We start from the raw sequence: 23466 nt of genomic DNA on the forward strand, positions 1-23466 counted from the left end.
CACTCCTGCTTGCCCGGCACGGACGTCGTCGTCCTCGCCAAACTCGTATCCCGGCGACCGGGCTGGCCCTGACGTTTGCTCTCCATCGGTGGCCGGAGGCCAGATGTCCGTGGTACGTACAGCAGGCCCGCGCCGGCTACTTCGGCTTGGCCGTGTTCTTGTCCGTCTTGGGAAGCTCGATCGGCTCCCGCTTCTCCGGGTCAAGGTCCGAGTCGTACCAGGCGTACGACCACTCGTGACGGACGTTCATCTTGTCGGCCCACCGAAACGCCTGGTCGGCCAGGGTTCGCACGGCGATGGTGAACGCCGTAGCGGCTGCGCGCATGCGGTCGCCGTGAATGTTCGTGCGCAGGCTGACGGGCACGTGGAACTCGAACGTGAGCCGCAGGACGCGAGGTGACTCCTCGGATGCCCGAGGACCGGGTAGTAGTGGCCTGCTCTCACGCCGGTTCATGACTGCTCCCTGGGTGCCCGCCTCGCTTGGGGCGCGCGAGGGTGGCGGCTGTGATGACGCATGGTCCGAACCGAGTGCGAGCGGCGTCTGCGACGGCTTCGATGCGGCGGGCTTTGTCGTCGACGCCGTCGTCGAGCAGCAGTTGATGGTGCGCAGTCTCATCTGGCCCGAGCCGGTCGGCTCGCATGGCGAGGTGGCGCACTCGGACCCGCTCGAGCCCCAGCGAGGTGTAGAGGCTGTAGGCGAGGGCACTGAGGGCGGGGGAGTGGGCGCTTGGTTCGGCAGTGCTCGCCCGGGCTCTCCCCGCTGCAGTTCGATCACCATCCGCGGCAAGCGCGGACGACCCCGTCAGCGCCCCGACGTCCTCTACGCCGACCGCGGTTACGACCACAACGTCTACCGCCGCCAGGTCCGTGAGCTGGGCATCCGCCCGCTCATCGCCCGGCGCGGCACCGAGCACGGAAGCGGCCTGGGCAAGAACCGCTGGGTCGTCGAAGCGGCCTTCGCACTTCTGCGCTGGTTCCGCCGACTGCGTATCCGCTGGGAAATCCGCGCCGACATCCACCAGGCCTTCCTCACCCTCGGCTGCGCAATCATCTGCTGGCGACGCCTCAAAAAAACGGTGCTGATCTGAGCCCTCAGCCCGAACCGCCGACCAGTGCCTCGCCGAGCGGGGTGCGCCGGTAGAGCACCGACCGTCCGGACCGGGCGCGGACGAGCAGCCCCGCGCCTCGCAGGATGGCGAGGTGGTCTCCTACCGCGCCGGGTGCCATGGCGAGGCTTCGGGCGAGGTGGCTGGTACTGGCCGGGGCGTCCAGCGCCACCAGCAGCCGGGCTCGGGCCCGGCCGACCAGAGCGGTCAGCGCGTCCGGTTGGGGGACGGTCTCCTGTTCGCCCCAAAGGGCGGCGGTGCCGCGGGCAGGATAGACCAAGGTCCTGGGCCAGGGGTCTTCCAGGTGGGCGGCGATATTCCCGACGAAGACCGAAGGGATCAGCAGTAGCCCGTCGCCGGCGAGGCGGACTGTTCCGCCTCGGAAGAAGCCGAGCTCGATACCGCCGGCGCGCCAGGCGATGCCCGGGTGCAGGCTCTCGATGGTCGTGGCCCATCCGTGTTCGCCGATCACACCCACCCGGTGCACGACATCGCGCTCACAAATCGTGCGCAGTTGCGGCCAGTCCGTGGCGAGCAGCTCGTGCCACGCCTGGTCCATCGCCTCGGCGATCCTGGAGACGGCGTCCGTCGAGTCCAGCACTGCGCGTACGCGGGGATCACGGGCGGACGGGCCGGTCGCAGTGGTGGCGAATTCGTGGCGGGCCGCTTCCAGCGGTGTGGCCCGGATCATGGCCAGGTCGTCTGCCCAGGTCTGGTTGAGGCCGCGCGGGGGCGGGGCGACGAAGTTCGGTCCGGATTGCGGGGTGTGCAGGGCGAGGGCGGCGTTCAGTTCGGTCTCGCGGCGAAGCCGTTCAAAGGCCGGCAGGAGCCGGGTGGCCCAGGCTCGCGGCAGCGGCCGGTCTTGGCCGGCGAGCGAGCGTAGCAGTAAGCAGAGGTCCATCGCGGGCGACAGTGCGAAGCGGCTGCGCAGCAGGTCCTCGACGGAGACTTCGAAGCGGAGCACCCTGCCATGCTACCGCGGGACGTCTGTTCCGATTCGTCCAGCGACGAATCATTGGTGAGTGGCGTGGGCGCACAGCGAGGGTGGGCGTCATGACCCCAACCGCCGGACCCGCGCAGGGCAACCACCGTGCCACCTACCGGGAGGTGCTGGCCGAGCCGCGATTCCGGCTGCTCTTCTCGACCCGCACCGTCGCGATCACTGCGGGCTCGCTGCGGATCACCACGTTCTCGGTGCTGGTCTTTGCGGCCACCGGCTCCGCGCTGTTGAGCGCACTGGCCTTCGGCATCGGCTTTCTCCCGCAGTTGTTCGGCTCGCTGCTGCTGGGCTCACTGGCTGACCAACTGCCGCCCCGCGCGCTCATCGCCGGCGGCTACGCCTTGGAGTGCGCCGCCGCCCTGCTGCTCGCCCTGGTGCGGATGCCGATCGCGGCTAGCCTCGGTGTCGTGGCGCTGGTCGCCCTCGCCACACCGGTGTTCAGCGGCGCGTCGAGTCGGCTGGTCGCGCAGTGGCTGGAGGGCGACGCCTATGTACTGGGCCGTTCACTGAACAACATCGCTGGCTCCGGCGCGCAATTGTTCGGTCTGGCGCTGGGAGGTGCGGCCGTCGCGGTACTCGGCCCGCACCGGGCGCTCGCGGTGAGCGCCGCCCTCTACCTCGGCTGCGCGCTCGCTATCCGCATCCGGCTACCTCGGCTGCAGCTGGGAGAGTTCGGCGGCACACCCGGCAGCGCTCGGGGCGATGGCGGGGCCGTCCGGGCAAGCCTGCACGGTGCCGGCCTGCTGCTGCGCGGACACACGGTGCGACGACTGATGCTGGCCCAGTGGCTACCGTCCGCGTTCGTAGCGGGCGCGGAAGGCCTGATCGTCGCCTACGCGGGAGGACGCCACTTCGCGCCCGGCTGGTACGCGGTGCTGATGGGCTGTCTGCCGGTCGGCATGCTTGTCGGTGACCTGCTGGTGGGTCGACTCCTACGGCCACCCACCCGGGAGCGACTGGTAGTCCCGTTGATTGCGCTGATGGGACTGCCGCTGGTCGGCTTCGCTGCCGAGCCCGGAGTGGGCGTCTCGTCCTGTCTGCTGCTGCTCTGCGGCTTCGGATTCGCCTACGGTCTCGGCCTGCAACGGCCGTTCCTGGACGCCCTGCCGCAGGATGGCCAAGGCCAGGCCTTCGGTCTGCTCGGCTCCGGCAGCATGACGCTGCAGGGCGTTGGGCCGGCCTGCTTCGGCTCGGTGGCCGCAGGCATCGGAACAGGCGGCGCAATCGCCGTGGCAGGCGGCGCGGTGGCGCTTACCGCCGGCTGGATTCTCACCTGGCACCCGCCCACCTCCCCGGTCCCCGTCCCGAACTGCTCAACGGGATCAGAGAACGGCACCGAACAGCATGCGTGTAGTTTTCTTGCGCAGTAACCGTCGCAGGTCGGGTCGGCCGCGAGCCGTCACGCACCCCACCCCCACCCCCACGTCTCTCTGACAGACAGTCAATCCCGGTAGCTCATTGTGTGAGGAGTCCTAAGCCTCGGATCTGCCAGCCGTTGCGGACCACGCACGGGATCTTGGGACCACGAACATGGAAGGTTCATGCCGCATGATCGATAAATTCGCGAAGGACAACCTGCACGGGAGACTGCGGCGGGACCGCGAGGCGCTGCTCTGGAAACTCGACGGCTTGTCCGAATACGACGCCCGCCGGCCTTTGACCGTGACCGGGACCAATCTCCTCGGCCTGGTCAAACACGTGGCCACTGTCGAGGCCAGGTACTTCGGCGAGGTCTTCGGCCGCCCTTCCCCGGAACCGCTGCCCCGGTGGCAGGACTCCGACGGCAGCGATCGGTGGGCGACCGAGGACGAGACCCGCGATGAGATCATCGGGTTCTACCGGCGCACGTGGGAACACTCGGACGCGACGATCGACGAGCTTCCCCTCGACGCCTCCGGCCACGTGCCGTGGTGGCCGGAGCCCTATCCCAACACGAACCTGTTCGCCGTCATGACCCATGTCCTCAGCGAGACCATCCGGCATACCGGGCACGCCGACATCCTGCGCGAGGGCCTCGACGGCCGGACCGGGGTACGCGCCGAACACGAGCAGCAGATCGACGAGGAAGCCCGTGCCGCCTACCGCGCGAAGATCGAGCAGGCCGCCAGGTCGGCCGCATCAATCAAGGCTTAGTTAGAAGCCGTTGTCGTTCCGATCTTGAGGGGTGTGCGTCGAACGGGAGCCTCGATCGGGTGATCGCCGCTGGCCGCGGGCATAAAGGCAGGGCCTCTTGGTAGCTCGGGGTTGCGAAGCCAACCTAGGGCTAACCTAGGTGTATTGCCCTGAAGCGTTGTTTGCGCGGCTGATGGGGGGCTTGCCTGCGAGTGCGGTGTGGCATCGGTGGTGGTTGTAGGTGTGGAGGAAGTCTGTCAGGGCTGCGCTTCGTTCGCTGTTGCTGGTGTAGGGGCGTAGGTAGGCCCATTCATCGAGCAGGGTGCGGTTGAAGCGTTCGACCTTGCCGTTGGTCTGTGGTCGGTAGGGGCGGGTGAGCTTGCCCGTGGCGCCGAGTTCGTCCAGGGCCTGACGCCAGGCGAAGCTCTTGCGGTAGGACCAGGCATTGTCGGTAGCACGCGTTCGATCCTGGTGATGCCGAGGGTGGTGAAGAAGGCCGCTGCCCGGCGTAGGAAGTCGGCGCAGGTGGCGTCCTTTTCGTCGGCGTGGATCTCGCTGTAGGCAAGGCGGGTGTGGTCGTCGACGGCGGAGTGCACGTAGTCGAAACCCATGCTCTTGCGGGTAGTCCGGCCGGCCTGGCGGCCCAGGACCCGGTGGCCGCCGCCGTCCGGGATCCGGCCCGGGTGCCGCTCAGCCGCCTTACCGCCTCCTACACCGGACGCGCCATCACCTTCGCCCCGCTCACCCAAGGAAGGCCCGCCCAGTGATCACGCTGACGCTCAAAGAGATCGCCGACGCCACCGGCGGCACCCTCCACGACGCTCCCGACCCACAGATGCGGGTCACGGGCCGCAGCGCCAGCGATTCCCGCGAGGTCGGCCCCGGCGGCATGTTCGTCGCGGTGGCAGGCGCCCGCGTCGACGGACACGACTTCGTCGACCAGGCGGTGACCACCGGCGCCACCTGCGTGCTGGCCACCCGCCCGGTCGGCGTACCCGCCGTCGTCGTCCCCGACGTCACCGCGGCGCTGGGCCGCCTCGCGCAGCATGTCCTGACCCGCACCGGGGCGCAGGTCATCGCGCTGACCGGCTCGGCCGGGAAGACCAGCACCAAAGATCTTCTGGCGCAGGTCCTCGCCCATCACGGGGACACCGTCGCCACACCGGGATCGTTCAACACCGAGATCGGTCTGCCGCTGACCGTGATGCGCGCCGCGGAGTCCACCCGCCACCTGGTGTTGGAGATGGGCGCCCGCCACCTGGGCGACATCGCCTACCTGGCATCGCTGACCCCGCCGCAGATCGGCGTCGTCCTCAACGTCGGCTCCGCCCACGTCGGAGAATTCGGCAGCCGGGAGGCGATCGCGACGGCCAAGGGTGAGCTCGTCGAATCCCTTCCGCCGGCGGACCAGGGCGGGGTCGCGGTCCTCAACGCCGACGACGAACTCGTGGCCGCGATGGCCACCCGGACCACGGCCGCGGTCGTGACGTACGGAACCGGTGAGAGCGCCGATATCCGCGCCACCGGCATCCAGGTGACTGCGGGCCGCGCCTCCTTCACCCTGCACACCCCGCACGGCACCGCTCCCGTTGCCTTGCGGCTCCTCGGTGCCCACCAGGTCCACAACGCGCTCGCCGTCGCCGCGGCCGTCCACGCTCTGGGCATGGACACCGACGGAATCGCCCAAGCGCTGTCTGCCGCCGAACCGGTGTCGGCCGGGCGGCTCCAGATCCTGGAGCGTGCGGACGGGGTGACGATCATCAACGACGCGTTCAACGCCAACTCCGAGTCCATGCGCGCCGGCCTCGAAACCCTCACCTCCGTCGCCGGGGACCGGCGCACGGTCGCGGTACTGGGAGAGATGAAGGAACTCGGAGACACCGCCAAAGCGGCTCACGCGGACGTCGGCCGGCTCGTGGGCGAGCTCGGCATTGACGTCCTGGTCACCGTGGGCACCACCGACGAGATGACCGCGCTCGCCGACGCTGCCCGCCCCGCCTCGCCGCTGCGCATCGAATCGGCCGATGACCCCGACGTACTGCTACCGCTCCTGAACCGCCTGCTCAAGAGCGGAGACGTGGTCCTGGTCAAGGCGTCCAAATCCGTCGGCCTGGAGAAGTTCGCGAACATCCTGCACGCCGAGGTACCGGCGTAGGACGACGGTGGAATGACCACGCCACGCGGCTGACCCAGACCGAGTCACGGTGGTGGCGCTGACGTACGTGGCTGTTCGGCTAGGACAGTTCCGGTCGCGTGGTGCCCGCCGCGGCGATGGTCAGGCCCCACCGCTCGGCGGCCGCGGTAAAGACCGAGGCCGCTGAGGCTGGGGCCCCCAGCGAGGACACTGCCCAGACGGCGCCATCCGCGACGAAGCCGGCTTCCCGAAGTCCCGGAGCCAAGGGCTCACGGGCAGAGGGAACATGGCACGGAAAGCCGCAACGTCGACGGCAAGCCGTTCCCCTACGACAGAGGAGTTCTGAGCGCGAACCTCCTGATCAGGAAGATGCAATCGGACGAGGAGTTCTTCAAGTTGGTCGACATCCTCGTCGCGACCGAGAAGCGGAAGCGGCCTACGACCTGAGCCCAGCGTTGCACCGGCCCCGCTCCCGCCATCGGCGGGAGCGGGGCCGGTGCAACGCTGGCCACCCTGCGCGCAGTATCCGAGGCCAAGTTACTTCAAGGCGGAAGCCGACCGCGTGAGCCGCGCCCACGAGCGGGTGAGCCAACGACGCAGGGGAGTCGGCGACGTATGGTGCAGGCAGGCATGACACGAACGCTGCCCACCGCCGTCGCAACGCCCACGGCGCTTGCGACCCAGTTCGGCCAGGATCCCCCAGCTTCTGCCGGCACGGGCCCGTGCAGATTCCCCAGTCGCTGACTCGTTCTGCTGACCCAGGAGAAGCGTGGGTAGCCCTCTGGAGAAGCACATGACGAAGAACGGCTAACGCCCGCAAGACCCGAATCCGGACTCACGCCTCCAAGACCGGTGCCACCTACCGTCAGCCCGGCAGGGGCTGACGGCGGGTCTGGCCTGGTCACACCGCCTCCTACACTCAGGGGATGAACAGTCACACATGCACCCAGTGCAGCACCGTCGGTCTGGTGGAGGGTTTCGTCGAGGACGCCGGCGAGCACTCACGCGGGTACGCACGCTGGATCGAGGGCGCGTTGGAGCGGGGAATTCTCGGGGGCGCCAAGCGGATGGGCCGACGACGGCGGCAGATAGAGGCGTTCCGCTGCCCCAAGTGCGGGCACCTTGAGCTGTTCGCCACGGGCGAGGTGTAGTTGGTCCGCACCCTCCCAGACTCCACTACAGGCGGCCGCGCGCGTCGCGCGCCGCCATCTGGCTTTCTCCACGAGTTTCGGTTCTGGCTCACTTTTCGGAGCCAGAACGTTCGTGATCGACAGTGGGATTGAGAGCCAACCCGATGGAGTGAACTGCCCGTTCGCGCTGGGGGAAGTGAGCCGCGGGGCAAGTTTGATGGCCCCGGGCCTTCTCGGATCGTGTCCCTGACAGGGAGGCCCGGCGCTGTGCGTGGTCTGGGTGAGGCTGACAATCGTCCCGTAGTTCGCAGGGGACGGGTGGTGCGGTGTCCGGTGAGGCGCGTGGACCACGCCTCCACGCGCCTCACCGGACACCGCACCACCCCCGGACATGACTGTCCCTGCGGCTGGCTCCGCACGCCGACCCCTTCCAGGCCATCGCACGCCTCGCGCAGGAAGCACTGCCACATGCCCGGGACGCGGTGGGCACGGAGCGGCTGCCGACGGAGGTCCGGCTCCGGGTAACCGCACACCGCGCGAATCGCGTCTCCGGACACGGGTTTTCCACCTCCCGCCACACCACACCCTGGTAGAGGAGTGCATCTCGCTGCGCGTCACCGACCAGGCGCCGGAGGACACGCGAGGTCCCGAAGTATCAGATGCTGTGGGTTGCGCCGCCGTCGATGGCCTGAGGTAGGAGGCGGCGGGGGAGGAATGCAATGGTCCAGCCCTTGCCGAGGCCGCGGTGAGCGCCGCAGGCACCAACATGGCCGCTACCACTGGCCCTAGGCAAGCCTTGGAGGCGGCCCCGGCGCTGGTCGGCTGGCCCATGTGGGTGCCGTCCAGTCGCAGATACCCAGCTCCGCGGGTGTGATGGGGGTGCGGTCCGTCGACCGCCTCGACGGCCGGCACTGCCGCTGGAGTGCAGGCGAGGCAGAGCGCGCCGACTGTCGTGGGTGTCGGCGCTCGACGAAGGAGTGAATGTGGCAACGCCCTCCTCGGATGGCCCCCAGGCACACAAGGGCGGTAACGGTGGTGGCGCAGATAGCCCTGCGCACGGCGGCGAGGAGGGCCACGGCGGCGATGCCGGCCGTGCATCCCGGAAAGGTGCCGCGGAAGGTAGTTCGTCCAGAGGCGCCGTGAAGCGCACGATGCGCGAGTTCAAAGAGGACAATCTCACGGACTGGGCAGCTGCCCTGACCTACTACGGAGTCTTGGCGATCTTCCCTGCCCTGCTGGCTCTTGTGTCCATTCTGGGCCTGCTGAGTCCTTCTACCATCGACTCGCTGATCAAGAACCTCTCCAGCATTGCGCCCGGGTCCGTGCGCAACATCCTCACCACCATGCTGGAGCAGCTCAAGGGCGGCCAGGGCAAAGCCCTGATCGCGCTGATCATCGGTGTCGTCCTGGCGCTGTGGTCGGCCTCCGGTTACGTCGCCGCCTTCATGCGCGCCTCCAACATCGTCTATGACATCGGTGAGGGCCGGCCGGTATGGAAGACCCTGCCGGTCCGCCTCGCCATCACCGCGGCGGTGGTGATCCTCCTGGCCCTTACCGCGGTCGGCGTCGTCTTCACCGGCACCCTGGCCAAGAAGATGGGGCCGGTCCTGGGGCTCGGCGACACGGCGGTGACCGTGTGGAACATCGCCAAATGGCCCGTCATGCTCATCCTGGTCGTGCTGATCGTCATGCTGCTGTACTGGGCCGCACCCAACGTCAAACGCCGAGTCCGGCGAGTGATGCCCGGCGCAGCCCTGGCGGTAGTCATCTGGCTCATCGCCTGCGCGCTGTTCGCTCTCTACGTCGCCAACCTCAGCAGCTACAACAAGACCTACGGCACGTTCGCCACCCCCATCGTCGCGCTGATCTGGCTGTGGCTCACGAACATCGCGATCCTGCTCGGGCTGGAGTTCAACGCCGAACTCGAACGCGGACGTGCCATCGAAGGCGGCCTCCCACCGGGCGACGAGCCGTACGCCGAGCCCCGCGACACCCGCAAGCTCTGATGACGGCCGGCACGTCAGCGGTTCCCTCGCGCGGTAGCGACTTCGCCCGGCTGTCACTCTGAGCCGACCTGAAGCACCGCTGCCCTTGGGCACCCTCGCCGATCTCCTGTCCTAGCTGCTGCTGCGAGCAGCAGCCCGCCGCAGCACGCGTGGAGCCCCCTCATGCACCGAGGAGGCTCCACGCGTCGCGGGCCGCCGACGCAGCCGCGCCCCGTTGGTGGGTGGGGCATCCTCACCCTCGGCGTCGACGGGTCGGCCGTCCCAAACGGCGCCCGGCCGGCGTAAGCCCGTAAGGGACGACGGCGTCCGGCTCACCGTGCGGCCCAGCGTGGCCGCGGCCCGGGCGAACCTCGTGGCGTCGACGACGGCCGCACCGCCCAGGTCGTTGTTGAAGTACACGTACACGTCGTCCCGGTCCGGCCAGGCGTCGGCGATGCGTCCGTGCAGCCGCGTAGACCTCGTCCGCCTCTTCGGGCGGGTGGAACTCCTCGAACCTGGCAACGTCTCGTGCTCGCGCTGGCGCCCCCGAGGCTGCGGACGAGGAGATCGTCGACGGCGCCCACTTCGGGGGCGTGGCCGGAAGCCGTGGGACGACAACTCCGATGGACCCGTGACGTGCCCCCTGGTGAAAATGCCGGGGATCATATGCTTTAGGTGCAAAGGTTGGGGAATCCTTCCATCCGCTCCATGGCGGGAGGGCACGGTCAGGCGTAAGACAGGGGTAAGGGGTCCGCCCCGGGCCCCCTCACCCCCAGGAGGAGCCATGACCCAGGCCGGATCCATGACCGCGATGAGCAAGGAGATGCAGGACTGCGTCGCAGCGTGCATGTCGTGCCACAGCGCCTGCGAGGAGACCATGAGCTCCTGCATGCAGATGGGCGGCCAGCCCCAGATGCAGATCATGCGCGCGCTCATTGACTGCTCCGAGATGACCCGCATGTGCGCGGACATGATGATGCGCCGCTCGCCGATGTCGCCCGAGATGTGCGCGATGTGCGCCAAGGCGTGCGACATGTGCGCCGAGGCGTGTATGTCCATGCCGGACGATCAGCAGATGATGCGCTGTGCCGAGGCGTGTCGCCGCAGCGCGGAGATGTGCCGCGCGATGGCGGGCGCCACGATGTGATCCCTGCCTGATCGGCTTCGACGGCGCCCGGGCCCGGGCGCCGTCGAAGCCCACGGCGGCGCCAGATCGGACTGGGGGTCCTCCAACTGTCTCCACGGGTCGCCCAGTGGATGTGATTTTAGAGCGCGCCGTCCGCGATCAGTAGTGCTCGCGCCGCCGTGATCAGCTCCTCGCGTGCATCAGCGATGTTCTCGATGTGCTCCATGCGGTCCTCCCAGCCGGGAGCGCCCTGCTCGGCGTCCCGGATCAGCCGTCGAGCGTCCGCTTCGGGAACGTTCAGAGCTGCGAGCGCGGCCTCGGCCAACTCGCGATGCGTTGCACGGTCCGCCGCTCTTTCGGGATGGGCGCATGCCCGCTGCAGCGAGTCCAGTTCGGTTTCAAGCTCACGGATCCGCCGACGAGCAGCCCGCAACTCAGCAGACTCGCTCGACGGCGTTCCCGGGCCGCCCGTTGTCTATGTCGTCTTGCCGCAACCACTTCGACAACGTGACGGGATGCATGCCGAGCTCGACCGCGGTCTGCTTGGCCTGCTTGCCGGCGCGGACCAGCGCGACGGCACGCGCCCGGAACTCCGGCGGATAGGGACGAGGCATGACTGACAGCCTTTCCTGAAGGGCTGTCAGTTAGCCACCAGAGCTGGAACCCAGGACGTGGGGCAGGTCAAGATGTCACCCGATCGTGCAGCAGACCCACCTGTCCAGCCAACGAGGGGGCGGTCGCGGGCCTGCAACAGATCGGGAGTTGTCCGTGCCACGGTTGCTGGTATGGCGTGCGGCAGGTTACGCGCGCCAGCGCCCCCTGGCACCGCGACGCCGACCGCTACCCCTACCTACGCGCGACGCGGTGGCCGCCTGGCTGAACGCCCCCACACCGGGCTGGCGCACCGACACAGGCCGAGGCTGCGGCCGCATGGCCGGATACTTTTTTGGCGGCTCGCCGAGAGCTTTCTTCGGATGTCCTCGACCGCTACGAACTGACCGCGCCGGCCTTCTCGCGCTTGCTGCTGTCCTGCTCGGTTTGGGGCAGCACGGGAGCCGGGGCCTTCTCAGTCGCGGCCTGCACGGCAGCTGACGTGTAGAGGACCGAGCCGCCCTGCTTCGACCGGTGAGCCTGGCTCTTGGCGACAAGATTCTCGAGCGTGGTGCGCACGACGGTCGACTTGATTGTGCGCTGGGGGTGGGCCTGGGCCAGCGCCGAGGTGACCTCCGCCGCGGAACGGGGTTCTTTCTGCTGGTCGAGGTGGGTGCGGATGAGCGCGATCAGCGTGGGCTGCGCCGATGCCGTAGCCGCCTTCGGCTCCGCGCTCTGGGCTTTCTCCTTCTTGGCCTGCGCAGTGGTCTTTTTTGCGCTGGGGGCCTTGGCTGCAGTCTTGGACGGGGCACGCCGGGTAGTGGTGTTCTTGCCGGATGCCTGCTGCGGGAGGGACGTCGAAGGCTCCGGGGTGCTCGGCGCAGTTGCCGGTCGGCTGCCGAGCGTCTTTTGGATGCTGTGCAGCACGTTCTGGTCGTCCTGCAGGATGCGCAACTGCGCCTGCAGGGCGGAGAGCTCCGCGCCGATACGTTCCTGCTCTTTGGTATTGAGCTCGAGGTCCTGTGCGACCTGAGTGGCGTACTGAGATGTCACGCTGGTGATGGTGACGGGGTTGTCAGTCATGGTGTGGTCCTCTTTTCAATGCGGCAGCAATGGCGCACCACCGTGAGTGCTACCGAGGTAGGTGTGCCCGCCTGTTCATGTACTCCCGCGGTGAACGGTGGTGTGGCGGCGTAGCGATAGTACGCATGGGTGATGGCTCATGTTCTCATCGAGTGATGGTTCCACCCTGCATTCAGGGTTGAACCTTTGTGCAGGGCGGCCCTTTGGGGGCTGGGGCCGATGCGGGTGGACCCGGCAGGTTGGTGGTTGTTGGCAGGCGCCAGCAGACGGCGCTGCGGGTGTTCCCCCGTGAAGGTGGGCACGCGGTTATTGATCACGCGGCGAGCGTGAGTTTCGCGGTGAAGTTCCCCCTTGGTGATGGACAGCGGGTGGCCAAGCCTGGCGCCCTGGACGGCTCCACCGCCCTGGACGCGGCCCGCAAGTGCGGGGCGTTCACCGGGGTCCACGAGGCGTTCTGGGCCGCGGGGCGGGCGGCCCACGGAGATGCCGCAGTCACCCGGGTCCTGATTGAGGTATTGCTGCTGCATCGCCGGATGGACGCTGCCGCCATTCAGCTGGGCATGGCCGCCGCTCTGCGGGCCGGGGAAAACACCGCGGACGTCGTCTCCGTCGAGGCCCGCCGGGCCGCCCAGAACGTATCCGGGACCGACCTCGACGTGATCTTGCGAGAGCGGTTGAATACCTGTGTGGCACGGAACGTGGTGGGATTCGGCGAGGACGAGTTGCGGACGTTGGCCGGGGCTCGGTCCTTCGAGCGGGGTGTGGGGTATCTGGATGCGGTCAGCTGCCTGGAGGTGGGTGACGGTGCGGTCATCGCCAGGGTGCACGGTACCGACGTCTATGAGGTGGAGCTCACCTTCGGTGAGGGCACCGGGACCGGGGTCTTGGGGTGGTGTGACTGCCCGTACGGGCAGGAGGGCAACTTCTGCAAGCACTGCGTAGCGGTGGGATTGACCGTGCTGCGGCAGGCGGCGATTCCACGTCAGCGGGCCGCCGCCCGGGCACGGGCCTTGGGCCTGGAGGCGTGGCTCACGGAACTGTCTCGCGACGAGCTTGTGGCGTTGGTGCGGGAACAGGTCGCCGGGGACCGAGAGTTGCGCCGACGGCTGGAGCTGCGGGCTGCGGCCGCGCACTCTGATGTGGATACGCTCCGGGAGCGGGTTCCGGCGCTGGTCGACCCGCGGCCGTTCGAGCGGTTCGGGTACGTGGAGTATTCGGACGCCCGTGGGTATGCACGGCAGGTCGAGGAGGCGGCGGACGCGCTGCGCGCCCTGACCGTCGGGGGGCAGGCGGCGCAGGCGGTCGCATTGGCTGAGGAGACGATCCGTATGCTCGGCGAGGTGTATGGGGAGATCGACGACTCCGACGGCGTGGTCGGGCAGGCCGCCCATGCGGTGGTTGACGCCCACATGCAGGCGTGCCGGGGAGCGGCCGCCGACCCGGAGCGGCTGGCCGAGTGGCTGGTCGCTCACGTGCTCGGGGACGGGAACGACGTGATGGACCTGGATCCGCTCGACTATGCCGATGTGCTGGGGCCGGCCGGACTGGCCCGCATGCGGCAGCTGGCGGCCGAGGCGCTCCAGCGCAGCCCGCGCGGCTGGGCGGAGCAGTACCTGATGGAGCGCCTGATCAAGGCGGAGGGCGACGTGGATGCGCTCATCGCCCTGTATGCAAAGGACTTGCTCCCCTCCGGTGCCACGCATCTGCGCATCGCCGAAGAACTCGACGCGGCGGGCCGCGAAAGCGAGGCGCTTGCCTGGGCGGAGCGCGGGCTGCGAGACACCTCCTCCAAGGCGCATGTCGACGGCCGGCTGGTCGATTACGTGTGCGCCCGATACACACGGGCGGACCGGACGGCCGAGGCGGTCTCGGTCCGACGGGACCGGTTGCGGGCGGAGCGCTCCCTGACTGCCTACCAGCAGCTGCGCACCGCTGCTGGGGCCGTGGGCGGCTGGGAGAGTGAGCGTGAGGCTGCGCTTGGGGTCCTGCGGGAGGACGCCCGCCAGGGGCGCGGCGGCCGGTTCGGCGGGTCTGTGCTGATGGACGCGCTGCTGGATGACGGAGATCTGGACGCCGCCTGGCGGGAGGCGTCCGGTGGCGCCGACGACCGGCAGTGGCAGCAGCTCGCCGACCTCTCGCGCACGACGCGGCCGGCCGACGCGCTTGCGGTGTACCTGCGGATGGTCGAACAGTTGAAGGAGCCGACCGGGGACCGTGTCTATGAGCGTATGGCCCTGCTGCTGCGGGGCGCCCGTGACTGCCACCGGGCGCTGGACACCGTGGGTGAGTTCACCGCGTACGTCTGTGCACTGCGGGCGGAACTGAAGCGCAGGCGTAAGCTGATGACCATTCTCGACCGGCACGGGCTGTGACTCAGCCCGGGCACGGGGCGCTGGTCGACGATGGGTGACGCGGTCGATTCCAAGGTGCGGGTCCGGTGCGGCGGGCAGCAGTAGATCCGCAAAGGTGACCGTGCAGCGCACATCCCACGATCGCCACCTGCCTGACCGGCCTGATGCGGCTACCGAGGCAAGTGGGGGTGAGCATTTCCCTCGCACCGAGCTCGAAGCCCTCAGGTACCTCTGGCATGCCCGTCGTTCTGGCGGTGACATATAGCCCGTGCGACGTCACTGCTTTGGCCGAGTAAGACAGGTCAGGAGGCGTCGGTGTAGGCGAGGTGGTCGCCGCAGACGGTGCACTTGAAGAGCATGGCGGCAGCAGACCCTGGCAAACCAGCAGACGTCTCACAAAGACGATGTGCGAGCCCTTGCACCCGCCTTCCGGGGCGCCCCGGTCTGCGCGTGGTGGACCAGCGCCTACGTGTCGCCGTCCCGGTTGGCATCATGACGGCAGCTGGGCAGCGCCTGCAGCTGCTCGGCTGCGCATCCCGCCCGTGGATCTACCGGCTGCAGTAGACGGTGTAGTCGCCGGTGCTGGTATCCCGGACGAACTTCTCCGCGCCAGCGAGCAGCCGGAGCTGCTCGTCTGTGGCCTTGCGGGCCTGAAGGCCGGGCTGGGCGATGATCGTGTGGAAGCGGGACCGCAGCAGGCGGCCATGGTCACGGATGGCGAACAGATTCTTGGGCTCTCCGACTTCGTAGGGCGAGACGCCGCCGGTGCGCCGGGAGTACTGGACAGCGCGGCCTTGCAGATGACCGACAACACGTGCTGCGAGGCGGGTCGCGGGTGTCAGAGGGAGGTATACACGTACTGAAGACAATACGAGCGCCCGTTGACGATGTATGCCGGCGCCATGACGAACAGCACCGGCGCTCCCTCGTCACAGGAGGGCCATTGCTCCTGGCGTGCCGGATCGAGCGCAACGCCCGGCGTGCATTCCATGCCCCAGCTGTGGTGGAGGCCAGCACGCTGGATCTCCGTTGCTAGCTCGGAGCAGTGACCGCGGAGTGTGGTGAGGGCGTTCTCGATGTGGCCATCGCCTTCCGGGAGGTGGAGGCGACGCACGATCTCTCGGCTGGACTTGAGGTCGTCGGTGAACAGTTGCTGGCTGAGCAGCCCCATCAGGCGGTAGCTGCGCTCACGTTCAGGGTGGTCCATGACGCGGTCGCAGCGCTCGGAATAGCGGCGGGCGAAGTTCAGCAGACGCTGCTCGACCAGGGTGCGGTACCGGCGGGCGAGGGCCTGGTGCTCGCCGTGCTCCGCTCCAGGCAGATCATCGCGCTCTGCCGTTCGCGCGGCCATCAACGCGCCGAGCTGACGTTCCAGGCGGTCCAGTCGGCGCCGCAGCTGACCGTGTTCGTGTTCGCCGGCCTTGGCGGACTTCTCCAGCTGATCGATCCGCACCAACGCCTGGTCAAGCAGCTCCTGCAAGGGATCCTCTTCGTCTCCCCACTCGATACCTGCTGCAGGGCTGTCCTCGGGTACTTCACGACGAGGGCTCAGGAAAATCATCGCTGTCCCTGTCAGTAGTTGGAGTGGAAGCGGACGCTGGTTGCAATTGCGCCACCGCCCTGGACGAGTTCGGCACGTGCCTTGATCTCGGTCTCGCCGAAACGCATGAAGAGGCGCAGCGCGCGCTCCTCGAGGCTGAAGCGCATGACGGGCTTCAGGTCCACGGTGATCGTGGCCAGTGCGTCGCACCCCGGATCGGTGACGTAGCGGGGGTCGGGCTGGCTCGTGGCGTAGATCGTGAAGTCGACCTCGGTATGGGCCTCTTCGAGCGGCAGGTACTCGCGCATCACCTCGGCGTCGGTGGGCACGGACGCGCCGGCACGGGTGAAGACGGAGAAGCGCTCAGCGCAGGTGACCTTGCCCCGGGACGTCACGTAGCGCTTGGCCTCGGGGTCGACCCCTTCCTCGAAGTCGTCGTTTACCTCGGTGCCGTAGGTGAAGCGGCTGCGCCGCGCACGGGTCTGGGGGTCATAGCAGAAGTGCGCGGCACCGAACAGGACAGCGATGTCGGGGTTGGGGGGCACCATCACCTGGGCGCGGTCACCGAAACGCTCCTTGACCGCCTGCTGGAGGTAGGGGGAGTTGCTGAAGCCGCCGACCAGGAGGATGACGTCGGGGTTGCTCTTCTCTCCGCGGGAGGCATCCATCTCCTTGAGCTGGGCCTCGATGAGGTCGAGCGTGCCGGGGATGACTGTGTCGAACAACGCGTGGATCTGGGCGGGGGTGAGGACGATGGCATCGTTGATCTTGTTCTGGCGCCGGGCGAGGCGCTTGCGGACAGTGGCGCCCAGTCGGCGGTCGATGGCCGTGGGGATCAGCAGGTTGAGGTTCTCGTCCTGGTCGAGGGCGACGTGCAGTTTGCCGCGCTCCCACTGGTCAACGAGGTTGAGCAGGGCGTCCGGACAATTCTCCTGGATCTCGTCCAGGATGTCCTGATCGCCGAGGCAGTCCCTGAGATGCTCCTTCTCGAAGGCGCGGTTGAGGAAGTCCGACCCGAAGCGGTCGCCGATGGATCGGCCGATCTCGATCATCTTTCCGTCGGTGTCGTTCTCGTAGGCCGTGATGTCCACGGTGCCGCCCCCGCAGTCCACCACCATGAACCGGGCGCCAGGAGCCAGGAGATCGCTGCTGGGTCCATCGTGGTCTCCTACGACCCGCACCCCGGACACGCGCGCGTAGTGGGCCGCCGCCTCCGGTTCGAGGGACAGCAGCACCCTCCCGTCCTCACTGGGCAGTCCGGCGTCCCTCGCGATGCCGCGCAGCACGGACTTCTGGTAGTCGCTCCAGCAGGCGGGCGAAGTGAGACACCAGCGGATGTCGTCCTCGTCGTATCCGCTGGCAGCGATCTGCCGGAGTGTTACGGCGACGACCTCGCGCAGCAGCATCGTCAGCAAGTCAGGGGTCAACCGGTCGGTGGGGGTGCTCCGTTTCAGCACTTCCCGCTCCTTGTCAGCGGGTTCTGCTGACAGAGGGGCCGAGTCGAGGCTGCTGTCGTCGGTGGTCTGTGGGGCCGGGCGCACCCCGAGGTCCATCTTGAAACCATGGTGGTAGCGCGCCCCTTGGCCGCGGAGCGCGGCGCCCTGGGTGAGCCAGAGCCGTCGGGCGTCGTACCCCCAGGCGATCAGCTTTCCGTTGGCGTCGAGCAGGAGCGCCGACAGGTTCTTCGCGGTGGGTGCGGGCTGTGACTCCCACTGGTCACAGAAATGGATCTTCCGGCTGGAAGGTTCGGCGTTGGATTCCGAGATGACGCACCAGGCTGCGCCGATGCCGTGGGTGCCGATGTCGATGGCTGCTACGAGGCGAGGAGAAGACACGCGATTCCGTTCGTACAGACGAAAGGGTGAACCTCAAGGTCCGGAACATGGTGCCGGAACGTGAGGCTTGTGCAGTTCTGCACAACTAGCCCATTTCTGTGGTGAGTTGACACTCAAGATGTCGCAGACCAGCAGGTATTTCTCCGGCAGGGGAGCGGAGGCGCGGCGAAACAGACACACGTAGGGAGTAGTCGGGCTGTGCAATTTTGAACAGGAGGTGTGCAATGGTGCACAGCCGTGTTAGCGCCGTCACCGCCTACTGTGCAGCGTATGGAGAGCAGCATCGACTCCCGATCGCACCGCACATACAAGATCGAGAGGACAGGCGTCTCGTATGCACCGTCGACAGACAGCGCAGACGCTGCGAGGGAGAAACTTGAGAAGTACCGGCGTATGTGTGCCACTCGGGATGGCCTGGTTATCGCGGCGAAGAGATCGGGGTTGAGCGAGGTCGAAATCGCTCGACTCTCGGGCCACTCCCGCAACACAGTCCGCAGCATCTTCACGAAGCACGGCGAGAGCGCAGGCTGAGGGGTTCGGGTTAGCGGGATGGCCCCCTGCCGATGTCATCCTGCGCCTGGTGAGGAGCTTCCTGATGAAGCTGCATGCCAAAGGTGCGCCGCTCGTCGGGGGCACCTCGATGCTCCCACCGCAAGACCGGTCCTGGGGCCACGGGACTCGTTCCGCTGGGGCCAGAGAAGTCGTTCAGAGCCAGTGCCGTTCTCCTGGGCCGTGCGTGCTTGTCTCGCCAACCGGCGGCGGCAGGGATGTCTGTCGGTGTGGCTGACGAGACACCCAGGGCCTCGGCCCTCGGCTAAGAGTCGACCACCTGGGAGACCTGGAAGTCGGCGGCCGCGCTGAGGTAGGCGAGGGCAACCGGGCCGGGGACGGAGAAGCGCTCGTCGAGGAGGGTGAGGGCGTCGCGTACGGCATGGCGCATCGCCTCGTCGAGGTCGGTGTCCAGGCCCATGACGATGTGCTCGGTGTCGGTCTCGGCGAAGGGGGCGCGCAGGCGGGATGCGAGTCGGCGCAGGGCGGGGTCGCGGTGGACGGTGAGGTGGAGGGTCGCGCGCAGAGGGGCTTCGAAGGCGGTGAGGGCCACTTCGCCGTCGCCCTGGGAGAAGTGCGGGTCGCCGGCGTAGAAGAGGGCGCCCTCGACGGCAACGGGGAGGAAGAGGCGGGCGCCGACGCCGAGGTGGCGTACGTCGAGATTGCCTCCGTGCAGGCCGGGAGGCACCGAGTGGACCGGGGCTTCGGTAGCGGGGGCGGTGCCCATGATGCCGAGGAAGGGACGGAGCGGGAAGCGGATGTCGCGACCGTCGCCCACCGGGAGGCGGCCGCGGCCGTCGTCGTCGACGGTGGCGACCAGGCTGACCGGGTCGGGGCCGGGGCCCTGGGGGTATTCGCCGGGGAGTGCGCCCTTGCCGTGGCGGTTGCTGATCACGCCGTAGGGGGCGCGGCGGCGCAGGCGGAGGACTTCCACTTCGAGTACGTCGCCGGGCTCGGCCCCTTGGATGTGGACGGGTCCTGTGACCACGTGCGGGCCGTGGGCGGCGGGGTCGTGAAGGCGGGTGGAAGCGGCGAGTTCGGCCGTGTCGTGGAGGATGCCGTGGATGCCGGCCGCGGCGAAGAAGGCGGCCGGGTCTCGGCCCTGGTCGGCGAGGATGCCCTCGTGGCTGATGGTGTCGAGGCTGACGATCGCGCCGGAGGGGAGCGAAAGGGCCGGCTTGGAGTGGGCGTTGGGGAGCAGACCCTAGTGGACTGCGGCTGGGTCTGCGGGCAGGTAGTGGTCGCCGTCGACGGGGCCCCGGTGGGGTTGGAGGAGGGTCACAGGGCTTCCTGGAGGTCTGCGGCGGTGAGGGTGAAGCCGAAGCACTGGCGGACGTTGTAGACGGTGGCGTCCATGCAGTACGCGGGTGAGGTGGTGGCCACCGCGTCCTCGAGCATCAGCACGTCGTAGCCGAGGCTCGCTGCGTCCATGAGGGTGGCGAGGACGCACTGGTCGGCGTTGACTCCGGCGAACAGGAGCGTGTCGGTGCGGAGATTGCGCAGGACGCTGTCGAGTTCGGTGTCCTGGAAGCCGCTCATGCGGTACTTGGCGATGTGCAGGTCGCCGGGTGCCGCGAAGAGGGGTGCGGTGATGTCGGCGGACGGGCTGTCGCGTTCCAGGACTCTTGCCCCGGTGGGCAGTTGGGATCCGAGGCCGCTTCCGGTTCCTTCCTGGTCGTAGACGTGGAGGACGCCGGGCGGGAGGTTGGCGCGGTCGGGGCGGTTGCCCCAGTTGAGCCAGACGACGGGGACGTCGGCCTCCCGGAGGGCGGGGAGGAGCCGCTGGAGTACGGGGATGGGGGCGCGGGCCAGGGACACGTCCACGCCGATCGAGGCCAGCCAGCCGTCGGGCGAGCAGAAGTCGTTCTGCATGTCGATGACGACGATGGCCGTTGAGGCCAGGTCGAGCGTCAGGATTTGGGGCTGAGCCTCCACGGTCAGGGGGCGGGCCGGGCGTTGCGGGCGGCGGAGGTCGACGTGTGTGGCGTCCGCGCTCCAGGAGTTGCGGGAGTTGGGGCCGATTTCATGCATGGGTCAGCTCCAGGAGGGCGTGGTCCGTGCCCGGTGCGCCGATCGCGCAGAGGCCGACCGGGAGGTCGCGGACCCGCAGCCGGGGCATGGTGACGGCGGGCAGCCCGGCGAGCGAGGCAAGGCAGGTGAGGCGGAGGGTTGCGGCTCGTACGGTCTCGACCTCGGCCGGTGTCGCATCGGCGCGGGGGGCCGGGCTGCTCGTGGCGGGGAGAAGGAGCGCAGTGCCGGGCGGGAGGGCTTCGACGATGATCGAACGGGCGGACACGAGCCCGGAAGTGGCGTCACGCACTTCACCCTCCGCGACCTGGCTCCCCCCTGCGAACCGGGCCTCGATGTCGGACCCCAGCGCGCCTGGGTGCTTCTCGATCCACTCCCCATGCGCGGCCCACGCCTCGGCCGCCTGGACGGTACGGAAGGCGGGCAGCCACTCCTCCAAGTGGCGGGCCATGCCGGTGTCGGTCCGTACGAGCTCCAGGCCGATGCGGAGGGAGAGCGCCCGGCATGCCGCCTCGAAGGATGCCTGGACCTCGGGTTCGGCGAGCGCGGCGAGGGCGTCGTCGACCAAAAGCCTGGTTATCGGGGCTTCGTCGTCCCGGGGCAGCAGCACCTTCGCCGCTGTACGCAGCAGGTCCGGGTACCGGGCAAGCAGTCCCGCCGTGTCGAAGGACGGGGCCAGCGGGAGCAGGCCGCCGGTGGGGACGGCTCCGTGGGTGGGGCGCCAGCCGTAGAGGCCGCAGTAGGAGGCGGGGACCCGGATCGAGCCCGCGGTGTCCGTGGCCAGCCCCAGATCTGCCCAACCACGGGCGACCGCCGCCGCCGGGCCGCTGCTGGAGCCGCCGGTGATCCGGCCGGGGGCGGCGGGGTTGACGGGGGTGCCGTAGTGGACGTTGGTCCCGGCGAGACCGTAGGCGAGTTCGTCGGTTTGGGCGATCCCGGCGAGCTGGGCGCCGGAGCTGAGCAATTCCCTTACCGCGTCGGCGTGTTGGGACTCCATCGGCGCATCGGACAGCCACTGCGGGTTGCCCCCACCGATCCGCTGTCCGGCAACGGCGAAGAGGTCCTTGACGGCAGTACGTACACCGGCGAGCGGCCCCTCCTCCGCCCCGGCGACCAGCGGCTCACCCACGACCCGCCACACCGCGGGGTCCGGAGCCTCGTCCGCCACCGGATCCGGCACGGCGCTGACGTGCGCGGCCGCGATCCGCCAGCCCTCTCCCGTCAGCCGCCACACCTGAGTCTGTATCCCGCGCGACCCACCGGCCCGCAGCGTTTCGGCGGTCAGTACGGCGACGTCCTCGGCGATCCGCACCTCGTGGACGCGCTCGACCGTACGGGCCGGGGCTCCCCCGCCGCGGCCGCGCCGGAAGTCCGAGATGGCCGCGTGCCCGCTCAGCACCATCGAACCCTCGGCCCGCACCGTGTCCGGGGCGTCCAGGAACCAGTGGTCGAGGCCCGCCAGGTCATTGGCGCCGAGGGCCTGTTCGTACGACCAGAAGGCGTCGAGCAGTTCGCTGCGGTTCGCCCCGTCAGGGCGGTGGGGCGTGGCGGGCCGGCCCGCTTGCCCGGCCGGGGGTCCAGGGGTTGCCCCCCGGGAAGACACAGTGCTCATCGGGCGGCTCCGAGGACGGCCAGGTCCGCGTCGTCGAGCACCGCGCGGGGGCCGCGCTGGATCAGGTCGGCGAAGCCCTCGTCGGGGGACATGATCGTGAGGGTGTAGAGCCGGTCGGTGGCCGAGGTGTTGGTGATCCGGTGCTTGGAGCCGACGGGCAGGACCAGTACGTCGCCGGGTGCGAGGTCGCGTTCGTGCTCGTCGCTGACCGCGCGGCCCTCGCCCGCGATCACCACGAAGGTCTCCACGGACTCGGGGTGCCAGTTGAGCGGCTGGGCGCCGCCCGGTTCCCACACCTCGAAGACGACGGTGGTCGGTGAGCCGTCGGCCGGTCCGGTGAGGACGGCGAGCTTGACCGTGTCGCCTGCGGTGATGTGGTGGGCGGTGATCTCGCTGAGCGGCTTGTGGAGCGGGGGGATGGCCATGGCGGGTGTCCTCGACGTCAGGCGGTCAGGCAGGTGGCGGTCGGACGGGTGACGGTCCGACGGACAGTGGTGGAGAGATGGCGGTCAGGCGTACGGCAGGAAGCGGGCGCATTCGCGTAGCGCGGCCGCGTTGTTGGCGATGGCGGTGTCGACGAGCTTGCGGCCGAGTTCGGGGGTGGCTCCGGTGGGGTCGCCGATGATGCCGTTGCCCGTACCGAAGTCGTCGCTCGTCCAGCCGAACGAGACGGACTTGCCGAAGCCGATGTGCTCGTAGGCGGTGAGGTGTTCGGGGACACTGCGCGTGGCCAGCGACATGTCCACCGTCTCCGGGTGGAGGTGGAGCATCGCCGCGGTCTCGTTCAGCCCGCCGTGTACCCCCAGACCCAGCTCGCCGGACGGGGACGCGCCGCCCTGGTCCGCGGGGAGCGCGGCGTGCAGCAGGAAGGTGAACAGACCGTATTTGGTGCGGAGTTCGCGCAGAGCGACTCCCAGGAGCGCACTGTTGCCGCCGTGCGCGTTGAGGAACGCGAGCCGCCGGACGGGCCCCTTGGCGAGGGCTCGTCCGAGGTCGTCCAGTACCGCGAAGAGTGTCGAGGCGCTTAGCCATAGCGTCCCGGGCGACCAGGCGTGTTCGTCGGACTTGGCGTACGCGAGGCCCGGCAGCAGCGTGATGTCGCAGCTGTCGGATGCGGCCAGGGCGGCGCCCTCCGCTATAGCCTCCGCCATGAAGTAGTCGGTGGCGACGGGAAGATGGGGCCCGTGCTGTTCGATCGCGCCGACGGGAAGGACGGCCACGGTGTCGGCGGACAGGTCGGTGACCGACGGTCCGCTGAGGTCGGTGAAGCGGGTGAAGGCCATG

The 23466-nt window shown here is 68.8% G+C and carries 19 protein-coding genes and 3 pseudogenes; 8 read left to right on the forward strand and 14 right to left on the reverse strand.

Annotation, left to right across the window (positions count from 1 at the left end; genetic code table 11):
* Nucleotides 1-136: 136 nt before the first annotated feature.
* Entirely contained in the window at nt 137-454 is a 318-nt protein-coding gene (locus OHA58_RS39180) for a hypothetical protein (protein ID WP_405475551.1), read from the reverse strand.
* Between the two features lie 322 nt (nt 455-776).
* Here OHA58_RS39180 and OHA58_RS39185 point away from each other — a divergent pair.
* Nucleotides 777-1088, forward strand: a pseudogene (locus OHA58_RS39185) (transposase); the annotation flags it as partial.
* Nucleotides 1089-1092: 4 nt separating this feature from the next.
* Here the strand turns inward: OHA58_RS39185 and OHA58_RS39190 are convergent.
* Nucleotides 1093-2070, reverse strand: coding sequence for an ArsR/SmtB family transcription factor (locus OHA58_RS39190; protein WP_405475548.1), 978 nt, complete (start codon nt 2068-2070; stop codon nt 1093-1095).
* A gap of 89 nt (nt 2071-2159) precedes the next feature.
* Between OHA58_RS39190 and OHA58_RS39195 the strand changes: the two genes are divergently transcribed.
* Nucleotides 2160-3476, forward strand: a complete 1317-nt coding sequence (locus OHA58_RS39195) for an MFS transporter (RefSeq protein ID WP_405475545.1) — start codon at nt 2160-2162, stop codon at nt 3474-3476.
* 178 nt (nt 3477-3654) lie between these two features.
* Nucleotides 3655-4239, forward strand: coding sequence for a DinB family protein (locus OHA58_RS39200; protein ID WP_405475542.1), 585 nt, complete (start codon nt 3655-3657; stop codon nt 4237-4239).
* 135 nt (nt 4240-4374) lie between these two features.
* Here the strand turns inward: OHA58_RS39200 and OHA58_RS39205 are convergent.
* A pseudogene (locus tag OHA58_RS39205) lies at nt 4375-4898 on the reverse strand (integrase core domain-containing protein); the annotation flags it as partial.
* An 83-nt stretch (nt 4899-4981) separates the two neighbouring features.
* Here OHA58_RS39205 and murF point away from each other — a divergent pair.
* The 4 genes from murF (at nt 4982) to OHA58_RS39225 (ending at nt 10614) form a co-directional block, all read left to right on the forward strand.
* Nucleotides 4982-6373, forward strand: coding sequence for a UDP-N-acetylmuramoyl-tripeptide--D-alanyl-D-alanine ligase (murF, locus tag OHA58_RS39210; protein ID WP_405475540.1), 1392 nt, complete (start codon nt 4982-4984; stop codon nt 6371-6373).
* A 905-nt stretch (nt 6374-7278) separates the two neighbouring features.
* Nucleotides 7279-7503 (forward strand): hypothetical protein, encoded by a 225-nt coding sequence (locus OHA58_RS39215; protein WP_383004929.1) that lies wholly within the window; start codon nt 7279-7281, stop codon nt 7501-7503.
* A gap of 935 nt (nt 7504-8438) precedes the next feature.
* Nucleotides 8439-9488 (forward strand): YihY/virulence factor BrkB family protein, encoded by a 1050-nt coding sequence (locus OHA58_RS39220; protein ID WP_405475537.1) that lies wholly within the window; start codon nt 8439-8441, stop codon nt 9486-9488.
* A 763-nt stretch (nt 9489-10251) separates the two neighbouring features.
* Complete coding sequence (locus OHA58_RS39225) at nt 10252-10614, forward strand: four-helix bundle copper-binding protein (RefSeq protein WP_366124709.1); 363 nt, start codon at nt 10252-10254, stop codon at nt 10612-10614.
* 118 nt (nt 10615-10732) lie between these two features.
* On the opposite strand, the gene OHA58_RS39230 is transcribed toward OHA58_RS39225, so the two are convergent.
* From OHA58_RS39230 to OHA58_RS39240, 3 genes and pseudogenes are all read right to left on the reverse strand, one after another.
* The gene (locus OHA58_RS39230; RefSeq protein WP_405485413.1) at nt 10733-10918 is read right to left on the reverse strand and encodes a hypothetical protein; all 186 of its coding nucleotides are present in this window, start codon (nt 10916-10918) and stop codon (nt 10733-10735) included.
* A 45-nt stretch (nt 10919-10963) separates the two neighbouring features.
* Nucleotides 10964-11207, reverse strand: a pseudogene (locus OHA58_RS39235) (transposase); the annotation flags it as partial.
* A gap of 373 nt (nt 11208-11580) precedes the next feature.
* Nucleotides 11581-12267: a hypothetical protein gene (locus OHA58_RS39240; protein WP_405475534.1), complete on the reverse strand. Its 687-nt coding sequence runs from the start codon at nt 12265-12267 to the stop codon at nt 11581-11583.
* Nucleotides 12268-12965: 698 nt separating this feature from the next.
* Here OHA58_RS39240 and OHA58_RS39245 point away from each other — a divergent pair.
* Nucleotides 12966-14639, forward strand: a complete 1674-nt coding sequence (locus OHA58_RS39245; RefSeq protein ID WP_405484685.1) for an SWIM zinc finger domain-containing protein — start codon at nt 12966-12968, stop codon at nt 14637-14639.
* A 527-nt stretch (nt 14640-15166) separates the two neighbouring features.
* Here OHA58_RS39245 and OHA58_RS39250 read toward each other — a convergent pair.
* The 8 genes from OHA58_RS39250 to OHA58_RS39285 form a co-directional block, all read right to left on the reverse strand.
* Nucleotides 15167-15487 carry a hypothetical protein gene (locus OHA58_RS39250; RefSeq protein WP_405475532.1) on the reverse strand — a complete coding sequence of 107 codons (321 nt, stop codon included), beginning with the start codon at nt 15485-15487 and terminating at the stop codon, nt 15167-15169.
* The gene (locus OHA58_RS39255; protein WP_405475529.1) at nt 15457-16179 is read right to left on the reverse strand and encodes a hypothetical protein; all 723 of its coding nucleotides are present in this window, start codon (nt 16177-16179) and stop codon (nt 15457-15459) included. The genes OHA58_RS39250 and OHA58_RS39255 overlap by 31 nt, the downstream gene beginning before the upstream one ends.
* Before the next feature lie 11 nt (nt 16180-16190).
* Nucleotides 16191-17993, reverse strand: coding sequence for an Hsp70 family protein (locus OHA58_RS39260; protein WP_405475526.1), 1803 nt, complete (start codon nt 17991-17993; stop codon nt 16191-16193).
* A gap of 814 nt (nt 17994-18807) precedes the next feature.
* Nucleotides 18808-19743, reverse strand: a complete 936-nt coding sequence (locus OHA58_RS39265) for an acetamidase/formamidase family protein (protein WP_405485397.1) — start codon at nt 19741-19743, stop codon at nt 18808-18810.
* A 77-nt stretch (nt 19744-19820) separates the two neighbouring features.
* A complete protein-coding gene (locus OHA58_RS39270) occupies nt 19821-20573 on the reverse strand; it encodes a cysteine hydrolase family protein (protein ID WP_405475523.1) in 753 nt (250 codons plus the stop codon).
* The gene (locus tag OHA58_RS39275) at nt 20566-22182 is read right to left on the reverse strand and encodes an amidase (RefSeq protein WP_405475521.1); all 1617 of its coding nucleotides are present in this window, start codon (nt 22180-22182) and stop codon (nt 20566-20568) included. Before OHA58_RS39275 ends, OHA58_RS39270 begins: the two co-directional genes overlap by 8 nt.
* A complete protein-coding gene (locus tag OHA58_RS39280; RefSeq protein WP_405475518.1) occupies nt 22179-22607 on the reverse strand; it encodes a cupin domain-containing protein in 429 nt (142 codons plus the stop codon). Before OHA58_RS39280 ends, OHA58_RS39275 begins: the two co-directional genes overlap by 4 nt.
* Nucleotides 22608-22691: 84 nt before the next feature.
* Nucleotides 22692-23465 (reverse strand): creatininase family protein, encoded by a 774-nt coding sequence (locus OHA58_RS39285; protein WP_405475515.1) that lies wholly within the window; start codon nt 23463-23465, stop codon nt 22692-22694.
* Nucleotide 23466: the final 1 nt, after the last annotated feature.

Source organism: Streptomyces sp. NBC_00009, from assembly GCF_045040855.1.
In the GTDB taxonomy this organism is placed as follows: domain Bacteria; phylum Actinomycetota; class Actinomycetes; order Streptomycetales; family Streptomycetaceae; genus Streptomyces; species Streptomyces aureus.